The sequence below is a fragment of the Sulfitobacter sp. EhC04 genome, from assembly GCF_001650875.1.
In the GTDB taxonomy this organism is placed as follows: domain Bacteria; phylum Pseudomonadota; class Alphaproteobacteria; order Rhodobacterales; family Rhodobacteraceae; genus Sulfitobacter.
The window spans coordinates 181,502-201,169 of sequence record NZ_LXYI01000023.1; the positions used below are offsets into that span (position 1 = coordinate 181,502).

At 60.9% G+C, this 19,668-nt stretch carries 15 protein-coding genes; 11 read left to right on the forward strand and 4 right to left on the reverse strand.

All coding sequences use genetic code 11. The annotated features are described in order from the left end of the window. The 3 genes from A8B82_RS11560 (at position 1) to A8B82_RS11570 (ending at position 3,090) form a co-directional block, all read left to right on the forward strand. Positions 1–1,053, forward strand: a complete 1,053-nt coding sequence (locus tag A8B82_RS11560; RefSeq protein ID WP_067292356.1) for a GNAT family N-acetyltransferase — start codon at positions 1–3, stop codon at positions 1,051–1,053. Next, entirely contained in the window at positions 1,053–2,330 is a 1,278-nt protein-coding gene (locus A8B82_RS11565; protein ID WP_067292359.1) for a lysine N(6)-hydroxylase/L-ornithine N(5)-oxygenase family protein, read from the forward strand. Before A8B82_RS11560 ends, A8B82_RS11565 begins: the two co-directional genes overlap by 1 nt. A 184-nt stretch (positions 2,331–2,514) precedes the next feature. After that, positions 2,515–3,090 (forward strand): sigma-70 family RNA polymerase sigma factor, encoded by a 576-nt coding sequence (locus A8B82_RS11570; protein WP_161489455.1) that lies wholly within the window; start codon positions 2,515–2,517, stop codon positions 3,088–3,090. Between the two features lie 272 nt (positions 3,091–3,362). On the opposite strand, the gene A8B82_RS11575 is transcribed toward A8B82_RS11570, so the two are convergent. Beyond that, positions 3,363–3,836, reverse strand: coding sequence for an Lrp/AsnC family transcriptional regulator (locus A8B82_RS11575; RefSeq protein WP_443069339.1), 474 nt, complete (start codon positions 3,834–3,836; stop codon positions 3,363–3,365). A gap of 136 nt (positions 3,837–3,972) precedes the next feature. On the opposite strand from A8B82_RS11575, the gene A8B82_RS11580 reads away from it, so the two are divergent. Continuing rightward, positions 3,973–6,345, forward strand: a complete 2,373-nt coding sequence (locus A8B82_RS11580) for a 1-deoxy-D-xylulose-5-phosphate synthase N-terminal domain-containing protein (RefSeq protein ID WP_067292366.1) — start codon at positions 3,973–3,975, stop codon at positions 6,343–6,345. 180 nt (positions 6,346–6,525) lie between these two features. Here the strand turns inward: A8B82_RS11580 and A8B82_RS11585 are convergent, their stop codons facing one another. Next, on the reverse strand, positions 6,526–7,005 hold the full coding sequence (locus A8B82_RS11585; RefSeq protein WP_067292368.1) for an Lrp/AsnC family transcriptional regulator: 480 nt from the start codon (positions 7,003–7,005) through the stop codon (positions 6,526–6,528). Positions 7,006–7,392: 387 nt separating this feature from the next. On the opposite strand from A8B82_RS11585, the gene A8B82_RS11590 reads away from it, so the two are divergent. The 7 genes from A8B82_RS11590 (at position 7,393) to A8B82_RS11620 (ending at position 17,567) form a co-directional block, all read left to right on the forward strand. After that, a complete protein-coding gene (locus tag A8B82_RS11590; RefSeq protein WP_067292370.1) occupies positions 7,393–9,057 on the forward strand; it encodes an ABC transporter ATP-binding protein in 1,665 nt (554 codons plus the stop codon). 77 nt (positions 9,058–9,134) lie between these two features. Then, positions 9,135–10,802 carry a peptide ABC transporter substrate-binding protein gene (locus A8B82_RS11595; RefSeq protein ID WP_067292371.1) on the forward strand — a complete coding sequence of 556 codons (1,668 nt, stop codon included), beginning with the start codon at positions 9,135–9,137 and terminating at the stop codon, positions 10,800–10,802. Positions 10,803–10,880: 78 nt separating this feature from the next. Continuing rightward, positions 10,881–11,831 (forward strand): ABC transporter permease, encoded by a 951-nt coding sequence (locus tag A8B82_RS11600; RefSeq protein ID WP_067292375.1) that lies wholly within the window; start codon positions 10,881–10,883, stop codon positions 11,829–11,831. 29 nt (positions 11,832–11,860) lie between these two features. Further along, the gene (locus A8B82_RS11605; RefSeq protein ID WP_067292377.1) at positions 11,861–12,739 is read left to right on the forward strand and encodes an ABC transporter permease; all 879 of its coding nucleotides are present in this window, start codon (positions 11,861–11,863) and stop codon (positions 12,737–12,739) included. An 11-nt stretch (positions 12,740–12,750) separates the two neighbouring features. Beyond that, positions 12,751–14,064 (forward strand): NAD(P)/FAD-dependent oxidoreductase, encoded by a 1,314-nt coding sequence (locus A8B82_RS11610; RefSeq protein WP_067292380.1) that lies wholly within the window; start codon positions 12,751–12,753, stop codon positions 14,062–14,064. Positions 14,065–14,158: 94 nt separating this feature from the next. Continuing rightward, complete coding sequence (locus A8B82_RS11615) at positions 14,159–16,345, forward strand: FAD-dependent oxidoreductase (protein WP_067292382.1); 2,187 nt, start codon at positions 14,159–14,161, stop codon at positions 16,343–16,345. 253 nt (positions 16,346–16,598) lie between these two features. Continuing rightward, entirely contained in the window at positions 16,599–17,567 is a 969-nt protein-coding gene (locus A8B82_RS11620) for a GNAT family N-acetyltransferase (protein ID WP_082899269.1), read from the forward strand. A gap of 22 nt (positions 17,568–17,589) precedes the next feature. Here the strand turns inward: A8B82_RS11620 and A8B82_RS11625 are convergent, their stop codons facing one another. Together A8B82_RS11625 and A8B82_RS11630 are read right to left on the reverse strand one after the other, a co-directional pair. Further along, a complete protein-coding gene (locus tag A8B82_RS11625) occupies positions 17,590–18,891 on the reverse strand; it encodes an NAD(P)/FAD-dependent oxidoreductase (protein WP_067292384.1) in 1,302 nt (433 codons plus the stop codon). A 16-nt stretch (positions 18,892–18,907) separates the two neighbouring features. Next, complete coding sequence (locus A8B82_RS11630) at positions 18,908–19,573, reverse strand: haloacid dehalogenase type II (protein ID WP_067292387.1); 666 nt, start codon at positions 19,571–19,573, stop codon at positions 18,908–18,910. Between the last annotated feature and the right edge of the window lie 95 nt (positions 19,574–19,668).

Consider the following 19,668-nt stretch of genomic DNA (forward strand, 5'->3'; position numbering starts at 1 on the left):
GTGGCTTTTGATATGCCTTTGACAGATCGACCGGTGGCACAGCGCGCTGCGGACCATGTGCGGGTTGGCGCAGACGTTGCCTTGCCGCTGCGTGATACAGGCGACGGCAGGCTGGACCTGACTGCGACACCGAACCTGAGCATCGCACAGGCGCTTGCGGCCTTTGAGGCGCTGAGTGCCGAGGGCGGCGAGGTCGCCATCCGGCTGGACGGGGCTGAATGGGAAGGCCTGCTGCTGCAGCTTGCCGCAATGGGCGTCGCAACACCCATTGGTGCTGCGCATTGGGTGCTGCCGGTGGCGTTCTGGCAGGTGCCGGACCGCTGGATCATGCACCCGACACCGCCGTGGCCGACGCTGTGGCAAACCGGCACCAACGGGCGCCACCCTGTGCGCCCGCCGAAACCTGTGGGCCCCTTGTACCGTCGCCACATTCCCTGGCTGGACCAGCACCTTGAACTGCGCGCGGCGGATATGGAGGATCTGGCGGTCTATCACCGGTGGCAGAACGACCCGCGCGTCGCCGCATTCTTTGAAGAGGCCGGCACGCTGGAGGCCCACCGAAAAACCCTGCAAACCCTGATTGCAGACCCGCATATCCTGCCGGTGATCGGCAGCCTGAACGGGCGCGATTTTGGGTATTTCGAGCTGTATTGGGCGCGCGAAAACCGGATTGGCGGGGTCTATGACGCCGATCCGTGGGATCGTGGCTGGCATGTGCTGATCGGTGAGGACAACATGCGCGGCGCAGACTATGTCACCGCCTGGATGCCCTCGCTGATGCACTACATGTTTCTGGCAGAGCCGCGCACGCAGGCGCTGATGGGTGAGCCGAAGGCAAGCCATCTCAAACAGCTCAAGAACCTGGGGCGCGGCGGCTTTGCCCATGTGCGCGATTTCGACTTTTCCCACAAACGCGCAACACTGGTGCGACTGGAACGCCAGCACTTTTTCGAATCCCGCATTTGGGCACGCCCTGAAACAGGGCCCGACACCGATCTGGGTACGCCGCTGGCCCTGTCACTTACAAACATGCTTGGCACAGGAGAAGAATGATGACCGATATGAACGCGCAACAACTGGATGTTATTGGCATAGGTTTTGGTCCATCGAACCTTGCGCTGGCCGTTGCCTTGCACGAACGCGGCAGCCGCCTGCGCACGCGGTTTCTTGAGGCCAGACCCGCCTTTGCGTGGCATCCCGACATGATGCTGGCCGGCACCGACATGCAGGTGTCATTCCTGAAAGATCTGGTGTCCCTGCGCAATCCGCGCAGCGGGTTTTCGTTCCTCAGCTACCTGCACGCCAAGGGACGGTTGACGCGCTTTATCAACCGCAAGACGTTCTTCCCCAGCCGGGAAGAGTTTAACGACTATCTGGGCTGGATCGCGGGGCAGTTTTCCAACTGTTGCTACGACAGCCGTGTTACCGCCATTGAACCCGTGCAGGCGGGCGAACGGGTGACCCATCTGGCGGTGCACAGCGAAAGCCGCGACGGCAGGCAAGCGCGTCATTTGACCCGCAATCTGGTGCTGGCACCGGGGGGCAAGCCCCATTGGCCCGATGCTTTTGCACCCCTGCAAGACAGAGGTCGCGTGATCCACAGCTGTGACTATCTTTCGCAGGTTGTTCCCAAGCTGAAGCCGGGCCAGCGCATCGCCGTGATTGGCGCGGGTCAAAGTGCTGCCGAGGTGTTTGCCGATCTTGCCGCCCGCCCAGAGCAGCTACAGATCGACATGATCCTGCGGGGCAGGGCGATCAAACCGTCTGATGACACGCCCTTTGTGAACGAAATTTTTGATCCGGCACAAACAGACCGCTTTCACGGTCTGCCATCAGAGGTGCGGGCGCAGACCCTGCACAGCCTTGCGGCAACAAACTATGCGGTGACTGACGCGGATCTGATCGAACATATCTATGACACGCTTTATGCGCAGGACGTGCGCGGCGACGACCGTCTGGACCTGCTGGCGGAAACCCAGGTGCAGGGCGCACAACAGGTTGGCGCCCAGATCAGTCTGCGGTTGTCAGGGCCGTCTGGGTCGCGTGCCCAAGGGTATGATCTTGTGGTGTTGGGGACAGGATACCAGCGTGCGCTGGAGCAGTCGGTTCTGGCAAACCTGAGCACCTGGCAGACCGCGCAAGAGCCGGATCGCGACTACCGGTTGCCGATGAATGACGCATTCGAACCGGCGATTTTTGTTCAAGGCTTTAGCGAAGCCACACACGGGTTGAGCGATACTTTGCTTTCGGTTCTGGCCTTGCGATCAGACGAGATTGCGCAACAACTTGAGACTTTGCACGGGTCCACCTCTGCCATCGCTGCGGAGTGATCCATTGAACCGCCTCTGTAAAATGCAGGGGCGGTCAATACACGTATTAAGCGAAAAAGTGCCCATTCCGTTACCTTCGCGTATTGCGGTGACCATGGGTTGGGGGTACAGGTGCCACAGGTCCACTCAGCTTGCGCGCTAGGCAGACACATCGTCGTGTCCTTTCCAAATTATGCGCAAAATGATGGCCCAATCACGAGAATCTGCCCCCTCTGGCTGTGCGATGGCGCGGCAGGAATTACTGCGTCACCTGATTGACGAGCGTGAAATGCTTCTGTGCGATGCAATGCGCATTATTGGTAACCGTGACCGCGCCGAAGATGTCGTGCAGGATGCGGCCATGCGGTGTCTGAACAGCAAGGCCATAGGCGTGGAAATTGCGAGCCCGCGCGGGTTTCTGCGCCGGATCGTGCGCAATCTGGCACTGGACCACCTGCGCCGCGAGCTACGTGAAGGGGCGGCACCGCTTGAGCCGGGCGATGACCTGATGTGTGACAAACCCACGGCCGAAACGCAGTTGCAAGACAGCCAACGCTTGAGACGGCTGGCCGAAGGGTTGATGAAGCTGCCAGCCCGCGACACCAACATAATTTTCGCGCACCGCCTGAGAGTCGAAAGCCAAAAGGACATTGCACAACGATTTGGTCTGTCGCCTGCCAGAATAAACGGGATCATAACCCGTTCGCAGAAAATGCTGGTCGCTTATGTGAACGCCGCAGATGCCAATGGCATGGCGGATCAGTCTGACGCGCGCCAATAGAGTGATCTCCTGGGCGCCACACGGGGCGGACGTGCCTATGAAGGCCGGTTTTGAATAAGGTCATGCCCGACCATGGGGGCGATGTAGGCCAGGCGCCCTCAAGCCATCGACAGGACAGGCTGAAGCCTTGTTTTCATGCGCTCTGAATGTTGGGACTTGGCTGCCAGCGCGGTTGCCGCCGTCAATCGTCAACAGAATTTGCGGCAGAACCGGAAACGGAACCCCGGAAGACGGGGCGTTAATGTCAGGGTCCATGCTGGCCCCTGAGGCGGCTACCTGTCGAGCGTGCGTGAAAGTCCGGCTTTGACACGCCGCAATGGAATGGAGCTTTCGATGGAGGCGACGCCGGGGACCTTGGTGAATTTACCGGTCAGAAATCGCTCGAAATCGGCCGGGCCCCGCGTCGAGATGCGCAACAGGTAGTCGCGGTTGCCGGTCATCAGCCAGCAGTCAACGACCTCCGGAAAACCGCGCACAGCGGTTTCGAACCGGGCAAGCGCATCGTCCACCTGACGGTCAAGTTTGACCGAGACAAAAACAGAGAATTCAAAACCCAGTGCGGCCTCGTCGATGAGCGCAGCATAGCCGGATATGACCCCTGCCTTTTCAAGGTTCCGCAACCGCCGTGCTACCGGCGACGGGCTGAGACCGATCTTGTCCGCCAGGTCATTTATCGTGGCACGTCCGTTGCGTTGCAGCTCGTGCAGGATCTCAATGTCGAAATTGTCCAGGTTAGTGGTTAGCATCATGAAATCTCGAAAAGTTAGCGATATGAACCAAGATAGCAGGTCAATGAATTAATAATAGGTGAGAAACCACATATCCGTGGTGGTAATATCGCGTGGATACAAAGATCGAACTGCCGCACACGGAGCAAGGACAATGTCACAACAATCCGCCGCGTTGAAAATCATGGAGGGTCGCCTGCTGTGGCTTTCGCATTGGATGATCCATCACGCCAATCACATCCGCCCGAAACAGGACGGGATCAAGGTGGGGGGGCATCAGGCCAGTTCGGCTTCGATGGTGTCGATCATGACTGCGCTCTACTTTTCCGCGCTCAGGCCCGAGGACCGTGTCGCGGTCAAACCGCATGCCTCGCCGGTGTTCCATGCAATGCAATATCTGATGGGCAATCAGACACTGGAAAAGATGCAGAACTTCCGCGGCTATCAGGGGGTGCAAAGCTATCCCAGCCGCACCAAGGACGTGGATGACGTGGATTACTCCACCGGCTCTGTCGGGCTGGGTGTGGCGATCACCGCCTTTGGGTCGCTGGTTCAGGATTATGTCGCGGCGAAATCCTGGGGCGACGATCTGAGCATGGGTCGGCATGTGGCGCTTGTGGGTGATGCTGAACTTGACGAGGGCAACATCTATGAGGCGTTGCAGGAAGGCTGGAAAAACGACCTGCGCAATTGCTGGTGGATCATCGACTATAACCGCCAGTCGCTGGACGGTGTGGTCCGTGAGGGTCTGTTTGAGCGGGTAGAGAAGATTTTCGAGGCCTTCGGCTGGAATGTCATCCGGGTGAAATACGGTGCCTTGCAGCGTGCTGCCTTTGCCGAGGAGGGCGGCGACGCCCTGCGCGCATGGATCGACGCCTGCCCGAACCAGCAGTATTCGGCACTGACCTATCAGGGCGGCGCGGTCTGGCGCAAACGGCTGATGGAAGACCTGGGCGATCAGGGGCCTTTGTCCCGGCTGATCGACAAGCGTGACGACGAGGAGCTTGCCGCGCTGATGGAGAACCTTGGCGGCAATTGCGTGACAACCATGGCCGAGGTTTTCGCAAGCGTCACTGACGAACGGCCCACCTGTTTTCTTGCCTATACGATCAAGGGCTGGGGGACGCCGATTGCCGGGCACAAGGACAACCATGGCGGTCTGATGACCAAGGCGCAGATGGCGGATTGGCAGGCGCATATGGGCGTGCCGGAAGGGCAGGAGTGGGAGAAATTCGCCGCAGTGGAAGATGCCGACGCTTTGCAATCCTTCCTCGACGATGTGCCGTTCTTTTCCCGAGGGCGCAGGCGATATGAAGACGAGATCTTGCCGGTCCCACAGATACAGTTTTCGTCCGACCGGGAGATTTCGACGCAGATGGCTTTTGGCAAGATCCTGGATGATCTGTCAAAGGGCGACAGCAAGCTGGCAGAGCGTATCGTGACCATGTCCCCCGACGTGACCGGCACCACCAACCTTGGCCCCTGGGTGAACCGCCGCAAGCTTTTTGCCCGCACCGCGCAGACAGATGCCTTTATCGAACATCGCATCCCTTCCACAGCGAAGTGGGAATTCAACCCGGAAGGGCAGCACATTGAGCTGGGCATCGCGGAGAACAACCTTTTTCTGCTGCTGGGGGCTGCGGGGTTGTCTCATTCGTTGTTTGGCAAGCGCCTGATCCCGATCGGCACACTTTATGACCCCTTTGTCGCGCGCGGCCTCGATGCGCTGAACTATGCCTGCTACCAGGACGCGCGGTTCATGGTCGTCGGCACGCCATCAGGTGTTACGCTGGCCCCGGAGGGCGGCGCGCACCAATCCATCGGCACCCCGCTGATCGGCATGAGCCAGGATGGCTTGGTGGCCTTTGAACCCGCCTTTGCCGATGAACTGGCCGAGATCATGGCCTGGGCCTTTGGCTATCTGCAAAATGACGGATCGGGCGAGCCGGACGAACGCACATGGCTGCGCGACGAGATCGGCGGATCGGTTTACCTTCGGCTGTCCACCAATCCCATCGAACAGCCGGGCAAGCGTGCTGACGACAGCTGGCAGCAGGGGGCAATTGATGGCGCGTATTGGCTGCGGCGTCCGGGGCCAAACTGCGAGGTGGTGATCGCCTATCAGGGGGTCATCGCACCTGAGGCGATCAAGGCTGCCGGCGAACTGGCCGAACACCGGCGCGACGTGGGGGTTCTTGCGGTCACCTCGGCAGATCGGCTGAACGCCGGCTGGACCGCGGCACAAGGAGCGCGGGCGCAGGGGCAGGTGACGGCGACCAGTCATGTGGAACGGCTGTTGGGCGAACTCTCTCCGCATTGCCAACTGGTCACTGTCATCGACGGCCATCCGGCGACGCTTTCCTGGCTGGGCGCCGTTGGGGGGCATAAAACAATTCCGCTGGGGGTCGAGCACTTTGGCCAGACGGGCGGGATCAGTGACCTTTACAGGCACTACGGTATCGACAGCCAGGGCATTGTGGAAAAGGTCAGCGGCCTGACGGATGGCCGCAAGATCAAGGCTGCCTGAGGCCAGGTCGTCGGGCGCAGTTCATTCACGGCATGTCACGCCGGTGTTTGCGTGATATGCCGGGCCGCTGCGAGGTCCTGAACAATCAGTTCATGAGGCTTGTCGCCGGTGATCGGGGTGACGGATGTTCTGCCAGTTGCCGCACCAGCGGGACGACCGTTGGGGCGGCAGGTGGTGGCGTCAGTCGTCCGGGAGGATGGACGCAAGCGGCAGATGCGTCTTGACGATGGGTGATTTGAGGATGACGAAGCTGAAATATTTGTCGATGCCGATATCCCGTTCGACCAGGCTTTCCATGATCAACTGATAATCGCTGATCCCGGCGGTCACGAATTTTACCAGAAAATCATAGCCGCCGGACACAAGGTGGCATTCGATCACCTGGTCAATCTTTTCCATCGCGGCGAGGAAACGTGCGAAATCAATCTGACGGTGGTTCTTCAGCGTGATTTCGGTGAAAACCATCAGGCTTTGGCCAAGTTTCGACACGTCGATCTGGGCGGCGTAGCCGGTGATGTATCCTTCGGCTTGCAGCTTCTTGACCCGCATCAGGCAGGGACTGGGTGACAGGTAAACCAGTTCGGCCAGTTCGACATTGGTGATCCGGCCGTTCTTCTGGAGTTCAGACAGAATCCTGATGTCGATCTTGTCGAGGGTCATGCAGGTACTCCAATTGGTCCTGAAAAAGTATAGCGTGGCAAATAACGGGTCGTCATCTGTTTCGTGCGGGCGGGTGCCGAAGGAAACGCCTGCCGCTTGCCGGTGCCCGTTTCCTGCGCAGGCTGCGCAGCGGGTGCCCTGGCAAGGCGTAAGCCATCCATCGGACGCGGGCAACATACCGGACGGGGTCACGGGGGCGTTCGCCTGATCGCGCGCCGCAGAGGGTGCCATATGTAGCGCAGAATAATCTGCCAGACCCGGACATCAGATCAGTCATTCCTGCCGTCTGCGCGTCGGGATTTGGTGACTCTGCTCCCGGAGAGAGATCACAATGCTTGGATCACCAGTGTGGGCCGGACAAAGGTTCACACCCAAGGAAAGTGCAACATGACAGCAAACCCCGACACAGACGACAGCCAGAAATCGGCGCTATCGGTGCGCGGTCTGACGGTCACATTGCCGGATGGAATGGAACGTGCCCATGCGGTCAAGGATGTCTCCTTCGATCTCGAACGGGGCCAGATTCTGTGTGTGATCGGTGAATCCGGGTCCGGCAAGTCGGTGACGGCGAACACCATCATGGGGCTGCTGCCCCGTGTGATCGGTGTCAGCGCCGGTTCTATCATGCTGGACGGGCGCGACATTATCGGCATGGACGCCGAGTCTCTGCGCGACCTGCGCGGTCGGGTGGTGTCGATGATCTTTCAGGACCCCCTGTCGGCGCTGAACCCGCTGATGACGGTGGGCGCGCAGGTTGATGAGGCCATGCGGGCGCATGGGATCGGCACACCGGCGTCGCGGCGCAAGCGGGCTGTCGAATTACTGACCGAGGTGGGGCTGCCGGACCCCGCGCTGATGTACAGTCAATACCCTTTCCGCCTGTCCGGCGGGCAACGCCAGCGGGTGATGATCGCCATGGCGCTTGCGCTTGAGCCGTCGATCCTGATCGCGGATGAGCCGACAACGGCACTGGACGTGACCACACAGGCGCAAATCCTCGAACTGATCCGCGACATCCAGCGCCGCAAGGGCATGAGCGTGCTTTTCATCACTCATGATTTCGGCGTGGTGGCCGAGATCGCTGACAGCGTTGTGGTGATGGAAAAGGGCCATGTGGTTGAACAGGGCACGGCAGATCAGGTTCTGAAATCACCTGAACATCCCTATACCAAGCGGCTGATCGCCGCCGTGCCGCATCTGACCGACAAGGACCGCCCGTCGTTGCAGGCCAAAGGCAGTGGCACGGTGCTGCAGGTTGAAGGGCTGACCAAGACCTATCGCAGCGGCAGTGCCCTGCTGCGCAGCCTGCGCGTAGTGCCTGCGGTGCGCGAGGTATCGTTTGAACTGGCCAGCGGTCGGACGCTGGGCGTGGTGGGCGAAAGCGGGTCGGGAAAATCGTCGCTCGGGCGGTTGCTGACCAAGCTGATGGATTGTGACGGTGGGCGCATCCTGTTCGAAGGCCGTGACATTGCCCCGATGGCGGAGGCCGAGTTCCGCCCACTGCGCCAGCGCATCCAGATGATTTTTCAGGACCCGTTTGCATCGCTGAATCCGCGCGCGACGATTGGCCGGATCTTGACCGTGGGGCCAATTGCGCACGGGATGCCCTATGCCAAGGCCCGCGAAGATGCGCGTGCGCTGCTGGATCTGGTTGGGCTGGATGCGGGTGCCTTCGGGCGCTACCCGCATGAGTTTTCCGGCGGACAGCGCCAGCGGATCGGCATTGCGCGCGCACTGATGTTCAAGCCGACGCTGCTGGTCGCGGACGAGGCAGTTTCGGCGCTGGATGTGTCGATCCAGGCGCAGATCCTGCAACTGCTGGACAAGATCCAGCGCGAAACCGGGGTTTCGATGATCTTTATCACCCACGACCTGCGCGTCGCCAGCCAGATTTGCGACGATATCGCCGTCATGCAACGCGGGCGGGTCGTTGAAATGGGGCCGCCGTCGCAGATCTTTCTCAATCCGAAATCCGATTACACACGCGAACTGGTGGCCGCCATTCCGGGCGAACGCGACGAGCGTCACGCATTGGCCGCAGCCGAAGGCTGAATGCCGATATCCAAAGCCGTCACAAGAAACGTCTCAACAAACCAACCATAAAATAAACCATCACACGGGAGACTAAAATGACCAAATTCAGCAAGACCAGCGCAGGCTTTTCACGCCGCAATGCCCTGCGGGTTCTCGGTGCCGGTGGCGCTGCGGGCCTTTTCGCGCCGCACCTGTTGGGCAAACCCGCCTATGCGCAGACGCCTCCGGCCACACCCACGGGCCGCGTGATTGTCGGCCTGTCGCAGGAACCCACGGTGTTCAACCCGCTGATGCCACATATCGAAGTGGACGACGGTGTGAACTTTTCGCTGTTCGACGCGCTGTTCCGCATTGACCCGGAAGGCAATATCGTGCCGAACTTGGCCACCGAAGTGCCCAGCCAGGAGAATGGCGGCATTTCCGAGGACGGTCTGGAATGGCGGGTCAAACTGCGTGAAGACGTGCGCTGGCATGACGGCGAACCCTTTACCGCAGAGGACGTGAAATTCACCCTGGAGCTGATCCTGAACCCCGATTTTCGTGCCTGGCGCACCGCGGGCCATGCGCTGTTGCGCGACATCACCGTGGTGTCCCCGACCGAGATCACCTGGCGGATGGAAGAGGTTTTTTCACCCTACATGTCATTCCTGACCGAAACCTTCATTGTCCCCGAACATATCCTTGGCAACGCGCCAGACGTCAACAATGCGGCCTTCAATCAGGCTCCGATCGGCACCGGTGCGTTCAAATGGGGCCAGCGTCTGGCCGGGGACCGTCTGGAGCTGATGGCCAACACCGAATATTTCGGCGAAGGCCCCTATGTGGAACAGCTGATCTACAAGTACATCCCGGACATGACTGTGCTGTATACCCAGTTCAAGAGCGGCGATATCGACCTGGTCGGCCAATCCTATATCACCCCCGACAACTATGCCGAGGCCAGCACGCTGCCCGACCGCGACGTGATACTGGTGCCCAAGGGATCAGTGGAATCGATCTATCTGAACATGGAAAAACCGCAGTTTCAGGACCCTGCCGTGCGCAAGGCGCTGTACTTGGCGATTGATCGCGCTGCCATCATCGACGCGCTGAACTATGGTGTGCCCAGCCCGACCGAAACCTTCATGCCGCCGCAGTCCTACTACTACAATCCGGACCTGCCTGCGCATGAATTCAATCTCGAAACTGCCCGCCAGATTCTGGACGATGCAGGCTGGGTGCCCGGCGCAGGCGGCATACGTGAAAAGGACGGCGTGCGCCTGTCCTTTGCGAATTCGACCACTTCCGGCGCGCATCTGCGTGAACAGGCGCAGCAGTTCCTGCAGCAGACCTTTGCCGAGATCGGCGTCGAGATGAAGATCGAGAACCTGCCGCCGGCCGTGATGTGGGGCGAGTTCTGGGGCATGTCGCAGTTTGATTCAGCGATGGTGGGGATCACCTATCTGATCGGCGCCGACCCGGATGTGACCAACCGCTTCCACAGCAAGGCGATCACGGCCCAGGGCGGCAACGGTTCGAACAATGCGCAGTATTCCAACCCGGAGGTTGACGCCTTGCTGGAAGAGGGCAGCCGCACATTCGACCCGGAAGCCCGTCGCGAGATCTATTTCCGGGTGCAGGAAATCATCCGCGAGGATCTGCCGTTCCTGCCTTTGTATGCCTACACGCAGGTTCATGGGCGCAAGGCAGGTATCGAGGGTTATATCCCCAACACCAACACGCGCACCGAATCCTGGCACGCTGCTGGCTGGTACTGGAGCTAGCGCATCTGTTGCCGCCCGGACCTTCCGATCCGGGCGGCAGCTTTTCCTTGACGTCACCTGTTGCAAAAGGAGGGGACCATGCCCGCATTCCTGCTTAATCGCTTCATGCAGAGCGCCGTGCTTCTGGTCATAGTCTCGATCATCGGCTTCACCGTGCTCAACCTGATTCCGGGTGGTCCGATGTCGCAATATGCGCTTGATCCCGGCATGACCCAGGAAGACATGAACCGTCTGGCAGAACAGCTGGGCCTGAACCGTCCGATCTGGGTGCAGTATCTTGAGTGGGTCTGGCGGCTTTTGCATGGGGACTGGGGCACCTCGTTCCGCGATGGCGCGCCGGTGCTGACGGTGATCAGCCGACATATCTTTGCCACGCTGCTGCTGATGGGTTCGTCGACCGTGATCGCCATTGCAGTGGGCACCTGGATCGGCATTCGCGGCGCGACGCACCGCTATTCCATTTTCGATTACACCGCGACCGTCGGCGCGATGATCGCCCTGTCGATCCCGACATTCTGGTTCGGCCTTGTGGGCATCTATGTCTTTTCGTTGCAACTGGGATGGCTGCCTGCGGGCAACATGTACACCATCGGCGATGGATCCGTCCTGAACTACCTGCATCACCTGATCATGCCCTCGGTGGTTCTGGCGCTGGTTCATATCGCGATCTGGAGCCGTTACATGCGCACCGCGACACTGGACGTGATCAGCCAGGAGTTCGTCAAAACCGCCCGCGCCAAAGGTGTCTCAGAACGCCGTGTGCTGATGAAACATGTTGTCGGCAATGCGCTGCTGCCGATGATCACGCTGGCAGGCGTGCAATTGCCCGCGATCCTGACCGGGGCGCTGGTGACCGAAACCGTCTTTACTTGGCCCGGCATGGGACGGTTGTTCCTGGATAGCCTTGGGTACAGTGATTACCCGGTTGTGATGGGGCTTTTGATGTTCTCGGCGGTGCTGACCATCGCGGGCAACCTGATTGCCGATATCGTCGTCGCGCTGGTCGATCCGCGCATCCGCCTGGCCTGAGCGCCATTAGAACACAGGAGGCCACCACCATGACCACCCTTACCGCAGACCAGGCGCAAAGCCATTGGTGGCAAAGCCGCGTGATGCGCCGTTTTCGCAGTCACCGGCTGGCGCTATTGGGGCTTTGTATGATCAGCCTGCTGACGCTGGCCTGTGTCATTGGCCCCTATCTGCTGCCCTACGATTCCCTGTACATCGACCTGCGCGCGCGTTTTGCACCGCCTTTTTCCGGGGATCATTACCTGGGCACCGATCCGCTGGGCCGTGATGTCGCGGCGCGGCTGCTCATGGCGGGGCGGATTTCGCTGTTGGTCGGTTTCAGCGCCATGATTCTGGCCACGATGGTCGGCACGGTGGTGGGCGTGATCGCGGGTTATCGCGGCGGCTGGATCAGCGCCGTCCTGATGCGCATTGTCGATGGATTTTTGTCCTATCCGTCGATCTTTTTGCTGCTGGCGCTGGCGGCGGTGCTGAAACCCAGCCCCATGATGATCACGGTAATCATCGCCGTTACCGGCTGGATGGAGGTCGCCCGGATCGTCGAGGCCGAGGTGCGGTCGCTGAAAGAGCGTGAATTCGTCCTGGCCGGGCGGATGCTGGGGTTAAGCCGGATGCATATCATGTTCCGCGAGATCCTGCCCAATGTCACCGGGCCGATCATTGTCGCTGCGACCCTGACCGTGGCCCGTGCCATCCTGCTTGAGGCCTATATCAGCTTTCTGGGGTTTGGTATCCAGCCGCCGCTGCCAAGCTGGGGCAACATGCTGAACGGGGCGCAGCAGTATCTGGCCAGCGCGCCATGGCTTGCAATCATACCGGGCATTGCAATTACCATCGCCGTGTCCAGTTTCAACTTTATCGGCGACGGGCTGCGCGATGCGCTTGACGTCCGCAACGACACTGTCTGATGGGAAACACGATGCGTACCTCTTCGAAGCTTGCTGACAAGGCCACGCCCTATTGGTGGGAGGCCGCCCCACCCGGACCGGCACCCGTGCAGCCCCTGGCCAAGTCGGTTGATGTGGCCATTGTCGGTGCCGGATATGCCGGGCTGGCCGCAGGGCTGACACTGGCGCGGGCAGGCCGGTCGGTCGCGGCCTTTGACGCGATGCATCCGGGCGAGGGCGCTTCATCGCGTAACGGCGGTATAACCAGCGGCTCGATCCGCCCCAGCCATGCCGCGATAACCCGGACTTTTGACGAGGACACCGCCTTTGCCATCGAGGCCGAGAGCAAGGCCGCGCGGGAGTTCCTCTATGAGTTGATCCGCAGCGAAGAGATCGACTGTGACTTTCGCCTGGCCGGGCTGTTCAAGGGCGCGCTGGGGTACGGGCAATACGATACGATGGCCCGTGGTGCCGAGGCCCTGGCAAAACGGCTGGGCATCGAGACCTATGCAGTGCCCCACGGGGAACAGGAAAAATATATCGGCACCGGCTTTTATCGCGGCGGCGTTGTGCGCAAGGACATCGGCGGACTGCATCCGGGCAAGTTCCACGCAGGTCTGTTGCAACTGGCGCTGGCCGCCGGTGTCGCCGTTCACGGGCATACCCCGGTCACGGCGATCAAGCGCGATGGCGCGACGTTCCGTGTCCAGACCGCGTCAGGCACTGTCGAGGCGCGACAGGTTCTGGTCTGCACCAATGGCTATACGGACGGGGCCGCGCCCTATCTGCGCCGCCGCCTGGTTCCGGTGCGCAGCCGGATCATCGTCACAGAGGAACTGTCACCCGAGGTGATGAACCGGCTGATGCCGCAACGCATGATGATGGGCGAGGGGCGGCAACTGGGCTACTACTATCGCCCCACACCCGACGGCCGCCGCATTCTGCTGGGTGGCCGCGAAAGCGGACATGGGGGCGACGCCACTGTGCCGACACAGCGGCTGCGCCAAGGGCTGGCCGAACTGTTCCCCGAACTAGACGGGGTGCGGCTGTCGCACAGCTGGTTCGGCAATGTCGCGATGAACCGGGACATGCTGCCACGGATCTTTGAAAAGGACGGGATCGTCTATGCCAGCGGATTTTGCGGCTCGGGGGTGGTCTGGGCACCCTGGGTTGGCACCCGCGCCGCGCACCGGCTGCTGGGCAACGGCGAGCAGGGACGCTCTGCGCTATTCTCGCGTCCGCCAGCGGCAGTGCCGCTGTACCGGGGCAACCCCTGGTTCATGCCCGCGATCATCAGGGGCTATGCCTTGCAGGACCGCATCGCATGGTGGCGCAGCAAGCGATAACGCAGACTGGGACCGATTTTTTTTGGGCTTCTTCCCGGTATCAACCCCACATATTGGCTGATTGGCCGGGTGGCCTTGCCATGGTAGACTGCGGATGAGCACGATGTTTGACGGTGCGGTTGTGACCGGGCTCTGGCGCTATCCGATCAGTACGCTGGGCGGCGAGCATTGCGATAGCCTCCAGTTGGCCCAAGGCGGGCCGGTCGGGGACCGCACCCATGGGCTTTTCGATGCCGAGACTGGCGAGAATGCCTATCCCGTGCGCGATCCCCGCTGGAACCGGGCCCCCGAGATATCTGCACGGATCAGCAACGGCACCCCCCAGGCTTCTTGTGACGGAAAGGTCTGGCTTGATGTCGAAAGCGCGCCAGCCCGTGAGATGCTGTCGTCGCATTTCGGGCGCGGGGTAGAGGCCCGACGTTACGGTGCATTGTCCGCTGACGGCATTGTCGCCGAGGCCCGATATTCGATGGCACCGGTGCATCTGATCAGTCGGCAGGCGCTGGCGCAATTGTCCCGAGTCCTTCCGCAAAGCGACATTGATCCGCGCCGTTTTCGCCCGAACATTGTGGTTGATTTGCCAAGCGCACCAGAGGGTATTCCGGAATACAATCTGCTTGGCCAAAAATTCCGGATTGGGAACGTCATCTTGCGCGGCGTCTCGCATTGCGGGCGATGCGGGTTTACTACTTTAGCGCAGGGTGAATTGCCAGCCGATCCTGACGTCTTGCGGACACTGGTCGACCGTTTTCAACGCAATCTGGGGATCTATTGTGTTGTCGAAACGGAAGGGACGCTTCAGGTCGGACAGAGGCTTGAGATCCCGCGCCCTCGGCCAATTGTGATCGTGGGCGCGGGGCAGGCCGGAGCGATGGCCGCACGAACCCTGCGTGAATTGGGGTATCGCGGGCCTGTACACTTGATTGGCAACGAGGCAAGGCCACCCTACGAGCGGCCAGAGCTGTCCAAGGCGCTGTTCCGTGGCGTGCCGGATACCGATGCGATGACGCTGGATGAGGCTAAGAGCCTGGACATCGACCTGAGGCTCGACAGTGGGGTTGTGGCGGTGGACCCGGATACCAGCCAACTGACGCTGGCCGATGGCAACAGTCTCGACTTTGCGCGGTTGGTCATTGCAACCGGCGGGCGGGCGCGGAATCCGATGGCGACGACCGGGCCACGCGTGCGCACATTGCGGACCCGCGACGACGCGCAGGCCATCGCTTTGGCAGCACCGCGCCGCTTGTTGATCCTGGGGGGCGGCTGGATCGCCATGGAGGCCGCCGCTGCCGCCCGTGCCGCCGGGATCGACGTGACGGTTCTGGTGCGTGGACCGGCGCTGGCGCATCGCTTGCTGCCGAGAGGAGTTTCCGATCATCTTGCCGCATTACACCGCAGTCATGGTATCGATCTTCGTCTGGGTGTCACCGCTGAGTTCTCTGTCGATGAAAATGCGGTTCACGCCCGCATCGACGATTGTGAGATGTCGGCGGATATGCTGCTGATTGCCACCGGGATCGCGCCCAACGATGACCTTGGCCGCCAGGCCGGGATCGCGTCTGACGCAGGGATTATCGCAGATGCCGCCGGGAAAACCGGCAACCCGCTCATCCATGCAGTTGGCGATGTGGCATTGCAACCGGGACCATCAGCGCCCGCGCGGATCGAAAGCTGGCAGAATGCCAACGATCAGGCGCGTGCATGTGTGCAGGCAATGCTGGGCCTGCCATTATCGCCCCGCGCGCCACTGCGGTTCTGGTCGGATCAATTCGGCAAGCGGATTCAGATTGCGGGCCTTCCTCATGCGGAGGCCACGCTTTGCAGCGTAACCGGGGATGCGGAACGGCCATTCTGGGACTATGGCGATTTTGCAATCGGCGTGGACCGCCCGCAGGAAATTCACTGCTTCGATTCAGAGCCCCGGCCAGAGACTGCGCGCCCTCAGCCACCTGTGCCAGTTGGGCCGGGCCGCAAACTTGTCGCGCGTTCCGCCGTGCCGGAGGGCGCATTGCTTCGCATCAAAGACCCCGAGTATGGCGTGTTGGCCGTGACACGAACCAACGGCCGGGTCTATGCTGTTGCGGATGCCTGTCCGCATGCTCTGGCGTCTTTGTCGGATGGTTTCGTAGCAGATGGGCATATCGTTTGCCCCGTGCATTTCGCGGAATTTGACCTTGCGGATGGTACGCCACGCAAAGCGCCTGCGGGATGCAGGAAATTGACCGTCCATGCGGTCAGTGAAACCGACGATCTGGTCCTGATCCACGACGGACAAACATAGAGCAGTGCGCGCGATACTTGAACCATCTAGCGCTGCTGTATCGGCGATCAAAAGGTCGGCGTACCTGTTTTGGCAGCGCAAAATTTGGGTGGTTGTCGCACGGGACATCGGTTTGCCGAAGAATTTCATGCGGCAGAATATTCTGCTATGTGATGGCTTTCGATAGATTACTTCGACTAAATTCGGGCAGAGTGCTTTTCAACGGATAGCTCAAACCCAAGGGTGCGCTCAAACAGAACGGGATGGGAAGCAAATGCAGAGTGAAAGCGGGGGCAGGGTCAAAAGCCATCACGCCGACAGTGAGAGCGCTGCGCATTACGAGGTCTTTATGGCCGAACTATCCCCTGAAGAAGACGCGCGTCTGAAGCTGGACAGCTACGACGCCGATATCCGACCTCTTGTTGCCGCCGACCGCGCGCTGTTGCATGAGCTGACCGTTTCAGTGTTGTGGCCGCATCGTGCGTTGGATCTTGATATGCTTCTGTCGCTTGGCAAGGGGTACATCGCCCATGATGAGATTGGCCGCCCGCTTGGATCAGCCATGTATTTCCCGGCAGGCGATGATTTTGCTATGTGCGGGATGATGATGACCACACCGCGTTTGCAGACCCAGGGTGTCGGGCGGCGGCTCTTGCGGCGTATCCTGGCAGATTGCAAAGGCCGCGATTTGCGGTTGTCAGCCACGCGGTCTGGATATCGGCTGTACCGTGATGCCGGGTTTTTGACCGTCGGGACGATCTGGCAGCAGCAGGGGATCGCGCGGCTTGCCCATTTGCCTGAAGCTGTCCCGGGGTTGGATGTGCGTCCGCTTGCAGCGGCCGACCATGGCGCCGTGGCCGCATTGGACACCCTGGCCTTTGGTGCCGACCGTCAGTCGGTCAAGGCGGCGATGCTGCGCGAGTCTGGCGGTGTCGTTGCCCTGCGCGACGGCGAAGTCCGCGGTTTTGCGTTGGTGCGGTCCTTTGGCAAGGGGGTGGTGATTGGTCCGGTGGTGGCGGAGGATGACCGGATGGCGATGCTGCTCTGCGCCCCGCTGTTCCAGCAATACGAGGGCCAGTTTGTCCGTCTGGATACACCGCAGCAAAGCGAAAATTTCAAAGCGTTCCTGTTTGCCGCAGGCCTGGGCGGGTTCGACACCTGCACCGAGATGCGGATCGGACCGCAGCGGCGGGCCAAGACTGGTGCGTGTCTTTATGGTCTGGCCGCGCATTCCTTGGGATAACTGTGCGCCGCCTCGCTCCGGTTCAGGAAATGCGGTCTTTCAGCGCGAACCACATGCCGACCAACGGCAGGAACCACGGCTTGCCGCTGTGCAGCGGGATCGCGGGCCAGTCCAGCCCGTCGAGTGGATTGGTGTCCTTGCGTCCCATCGCCATATCCGCCAACGCCTGCCCGATCAATGTGGACATCTGTGCACCGTGGCCGGAATAGCCCATGCCATAGATCATACCGCAGGCCTCGCCCGCGCGGGGGTAGCGATCCTTGGTCATGCCGACAAGGCCACCCCAGCAATAGTCCAGTTGGACCTGCGCCAGTTGCGGAAAAATCCGTCCTATCGCACGGTGCAGGACCTGGCCTGACAGCGCATCGGATTGCTGGTCGGATGTGGCCGAAAACCGGGCGCGCCCGCCAAAGATCAGGCGGTTGTCCGGGGACAGACGGAAATAGTTGCCGATGTTCATGGAGGTCACGCAGGTGCGGTTGCCCGGAAGCGTCGCCGCAACCTCGTCCGGTGTCAGCGGGCGGGTGGCGACGATGAACGAGCCGACCGAGATGATCCGTTTGCGGAAATAGGCCAGCGGCGCCTTGGCCACGCTGTCGGAATAGCTGCCCGAATAAGCTCCGGTGGCGACGATGACGCGGTCGGCATTCAGCGTGCCCTTGGGTGTTTTCAGCGTCCAGCCACTGCCGAAACGGTCGCGCGCGACAACCGGCGCGCCCTCCCAGATCAGCGCGCCGTGGCGGTGGGCGGCATCCGCCAGGCCGGTGGCATAACGGCCCATGTGCATCATCGCGGATTTACCGTATAGCACCGCGCCATGAAATTCATCCGACCCGATTTCAACGGCCAGATCCGCCTTTTCCAGCCAGCGCGTGTCGGGGTCGACTTCTTTGTGGATCAGCTCGAAGCCGCGCCGCAAACCCGCGACATGCGAAGGTTTGGACGCCAGTTTCAGCTTGCCCGAACGGCGGAAGTCACAGTCGATGTCTTCTTCGGCGATGAGATCCTCGATCATGTCGATAGAGCGGTCATAGGCCTTGTAGAGCGCATGGGCGCGCGCCGCACCCAGATGCGATTTTGCTTCCGCATAGCCATGGGCCATGCCGTTGTTCAGATGCCCGCCGTTGCGCCCCGAACCGCCCGCGCCGATGTGGTCGGCTTCCAACAGGGCCACGCTGACGCCCGCGCGCGCCAGCCGCCGCGCGGCGTTCAGCCCGGTAAAGCCGCCGCCGATCACCGCCAAGTCAATCTTGCCCGATACCGGGCCTTCCTGTGCCTTTGCGAAGGCAGGTGCGGTGTCATGCCAGAAAGGCGTATACTTCATCACTGCCTCCAGGGCGTCAAAGGCCCACTACCGCAGCCAGACCCGAGATGTCCTTGATTTCGGTATAGCCATAATAGGGGTTTGCCGGTTCGTGGCCACGGTTCACCCAGACCTTGTGGTTGATGCCCAGATCATGCGCGGTCATCAGGTCATAGCGGAAACTGGATGAGACATGCAGAACGTCCTCGGGGCCGCACCCCAGCATGTCGAACATATACTCAAATGCCTGCATCTGCGGCTTGTAGGCCTGCGCGCTTTCGGCGGTGTAAACATGGGCGATGGGTGCGCCAAGTTTTGCGATGTTGTGCGGAATCTGGTCGTTCATCGAATTGGTCAGGGCCACCAGCGGGATCTTGTTCGCGATTTTGGCCAGGCCTGCGGGCACGTCGGCGTGTGGCCCCCATGTCGGCACGCGGGTATAGATTTCGGCGGCCACGGCGGGGTCAAAGGCGACACCGTTGCGCTTGCATGTGCGTTCCAGCGCATTGTGGACGATTTCGGCATAGGGCTTCCATGCGCCCAGCACCTCGTCCAGCCGATAGCCCGAGAAATCGGCCACGAACTTGTCCATCTGCGCGGGCGACAGCTGGTCTGCGTAATGGGCGCGTGCGGCGCCTGCCATGTCGAAGTTGATCATCGTGCCGTGGCAGTCGAAGCTGATAAATTTGGGGCGGAAGGTCATCGGTCTCTCCGGAGTTTGCGTTGCAATGATGTTCGCCCGTTTCGCGCCACATGGCTTGCCGCGTTTGAGGATTTGCGAGCATTAAATTGCGTTTA

Excerpts from the sequence above, each read along its gene's own strand:
- A8B82_RS11565 (WP_067292359.1), top strand. The coding sequence starts at position 1,053 with ATGACCGATATGAACGCGCAACAACTGGATGTTATTGGCATAGGTTTT.
- A8B82_RS11570 (WP_161489455.1), top strand. The coding sequence starts at position 2,515 with ATGGCCCAATCACGAGAATCTGCCCCCTCTGGCTGTGCGATGGCGCGG.
- A8B82_RS11575 (WP_443069339.1), bottom strand. The coding sequence starts at position 3,836 with ATGCTAACCACTAACCTGGACAATTTCGACATTGAGATCCTGCACGAG.
- A8B82_RS11580 (WP_067292366.1), top strand. The coding sequence starts at position 3,973 with ATGTCACAACAATCCGCCGCGTTGAAAATCATGGAGGGTCGCCTGCTG.
- A8B82_RS11585 (WP_067292368.1), bottom strand. The coding sequence starts at position 7,005 with ATGACCCTCGACAAGATCGACATCAGGATTCTGTCTGAACTCCAGAAG.
- A8B82_RS11590 (WP_067292370.1), top strand. The coding sequence starts at position 7,393 with ATGACAGCAAACCCCGACACAGACGACAGCCAGAAATCGGCGCTATCG.
- A8B82_RS11595 (WP_067292371.1), top strand. The coding sequence starts at position 9,135 with ATGACCAAATTCAGCAAGACCAGCGCAGGCTTTTCACGCCGCAATGCC.
- A8B82_RS11600 (WP_067292375.1), top strand. The coding sequence starts at position 10,881 with ATGCCCGCATTCCTGCTTAATCGCTTCATGCAGAGCGCCGTGCTTCTG.
- A8B82_RS11605 (WP_067292377.1), top strand. The coding sequence starts at position 11,861 with ATGACCACCCTTACCGCAGACCAGGCGCAAAGCCATTGGTGGCAAAGC.
- A8B82_RS11610 (WP_067292380.1), top strand. The coding sequence starts at position 12,751 with ATGCGTACCTCTTCGAAGCTTGCTGACAAGGCCACGCCCTATTGGTGG.
- A8B82_RS11615 (WP_067292382.1), top strand. The coding sequence starts at position 14,159 with ATGAGCACGATGTTTGACGGTGCGGTTGTGACCGGGCTCTGGCGCTAT.
- A8B82_RS11620 (WP_082899269.1), top strand. The coding sequence starts at position 16,599 with ATGCAGAGTGAAAGCGGGGGCAGGGTCAAAAGCCATCACGCCGACAGT.
- A8B82_RS11625 (WP_067292384.1), bottom strand. The coding sequence starts at position 18,891 with ATGAAGTATACGCCTTTCTGGCATGACACCGCACCTGCCTTCGCAAAG.
- A8B82_RS11630 (WP_067292387.1), bottom strand. The coding sequence starts at position 19,573 with ATGACCTTCCGCCCCAAATTTATCAGCTTCGACTGCCACGGCACGATG.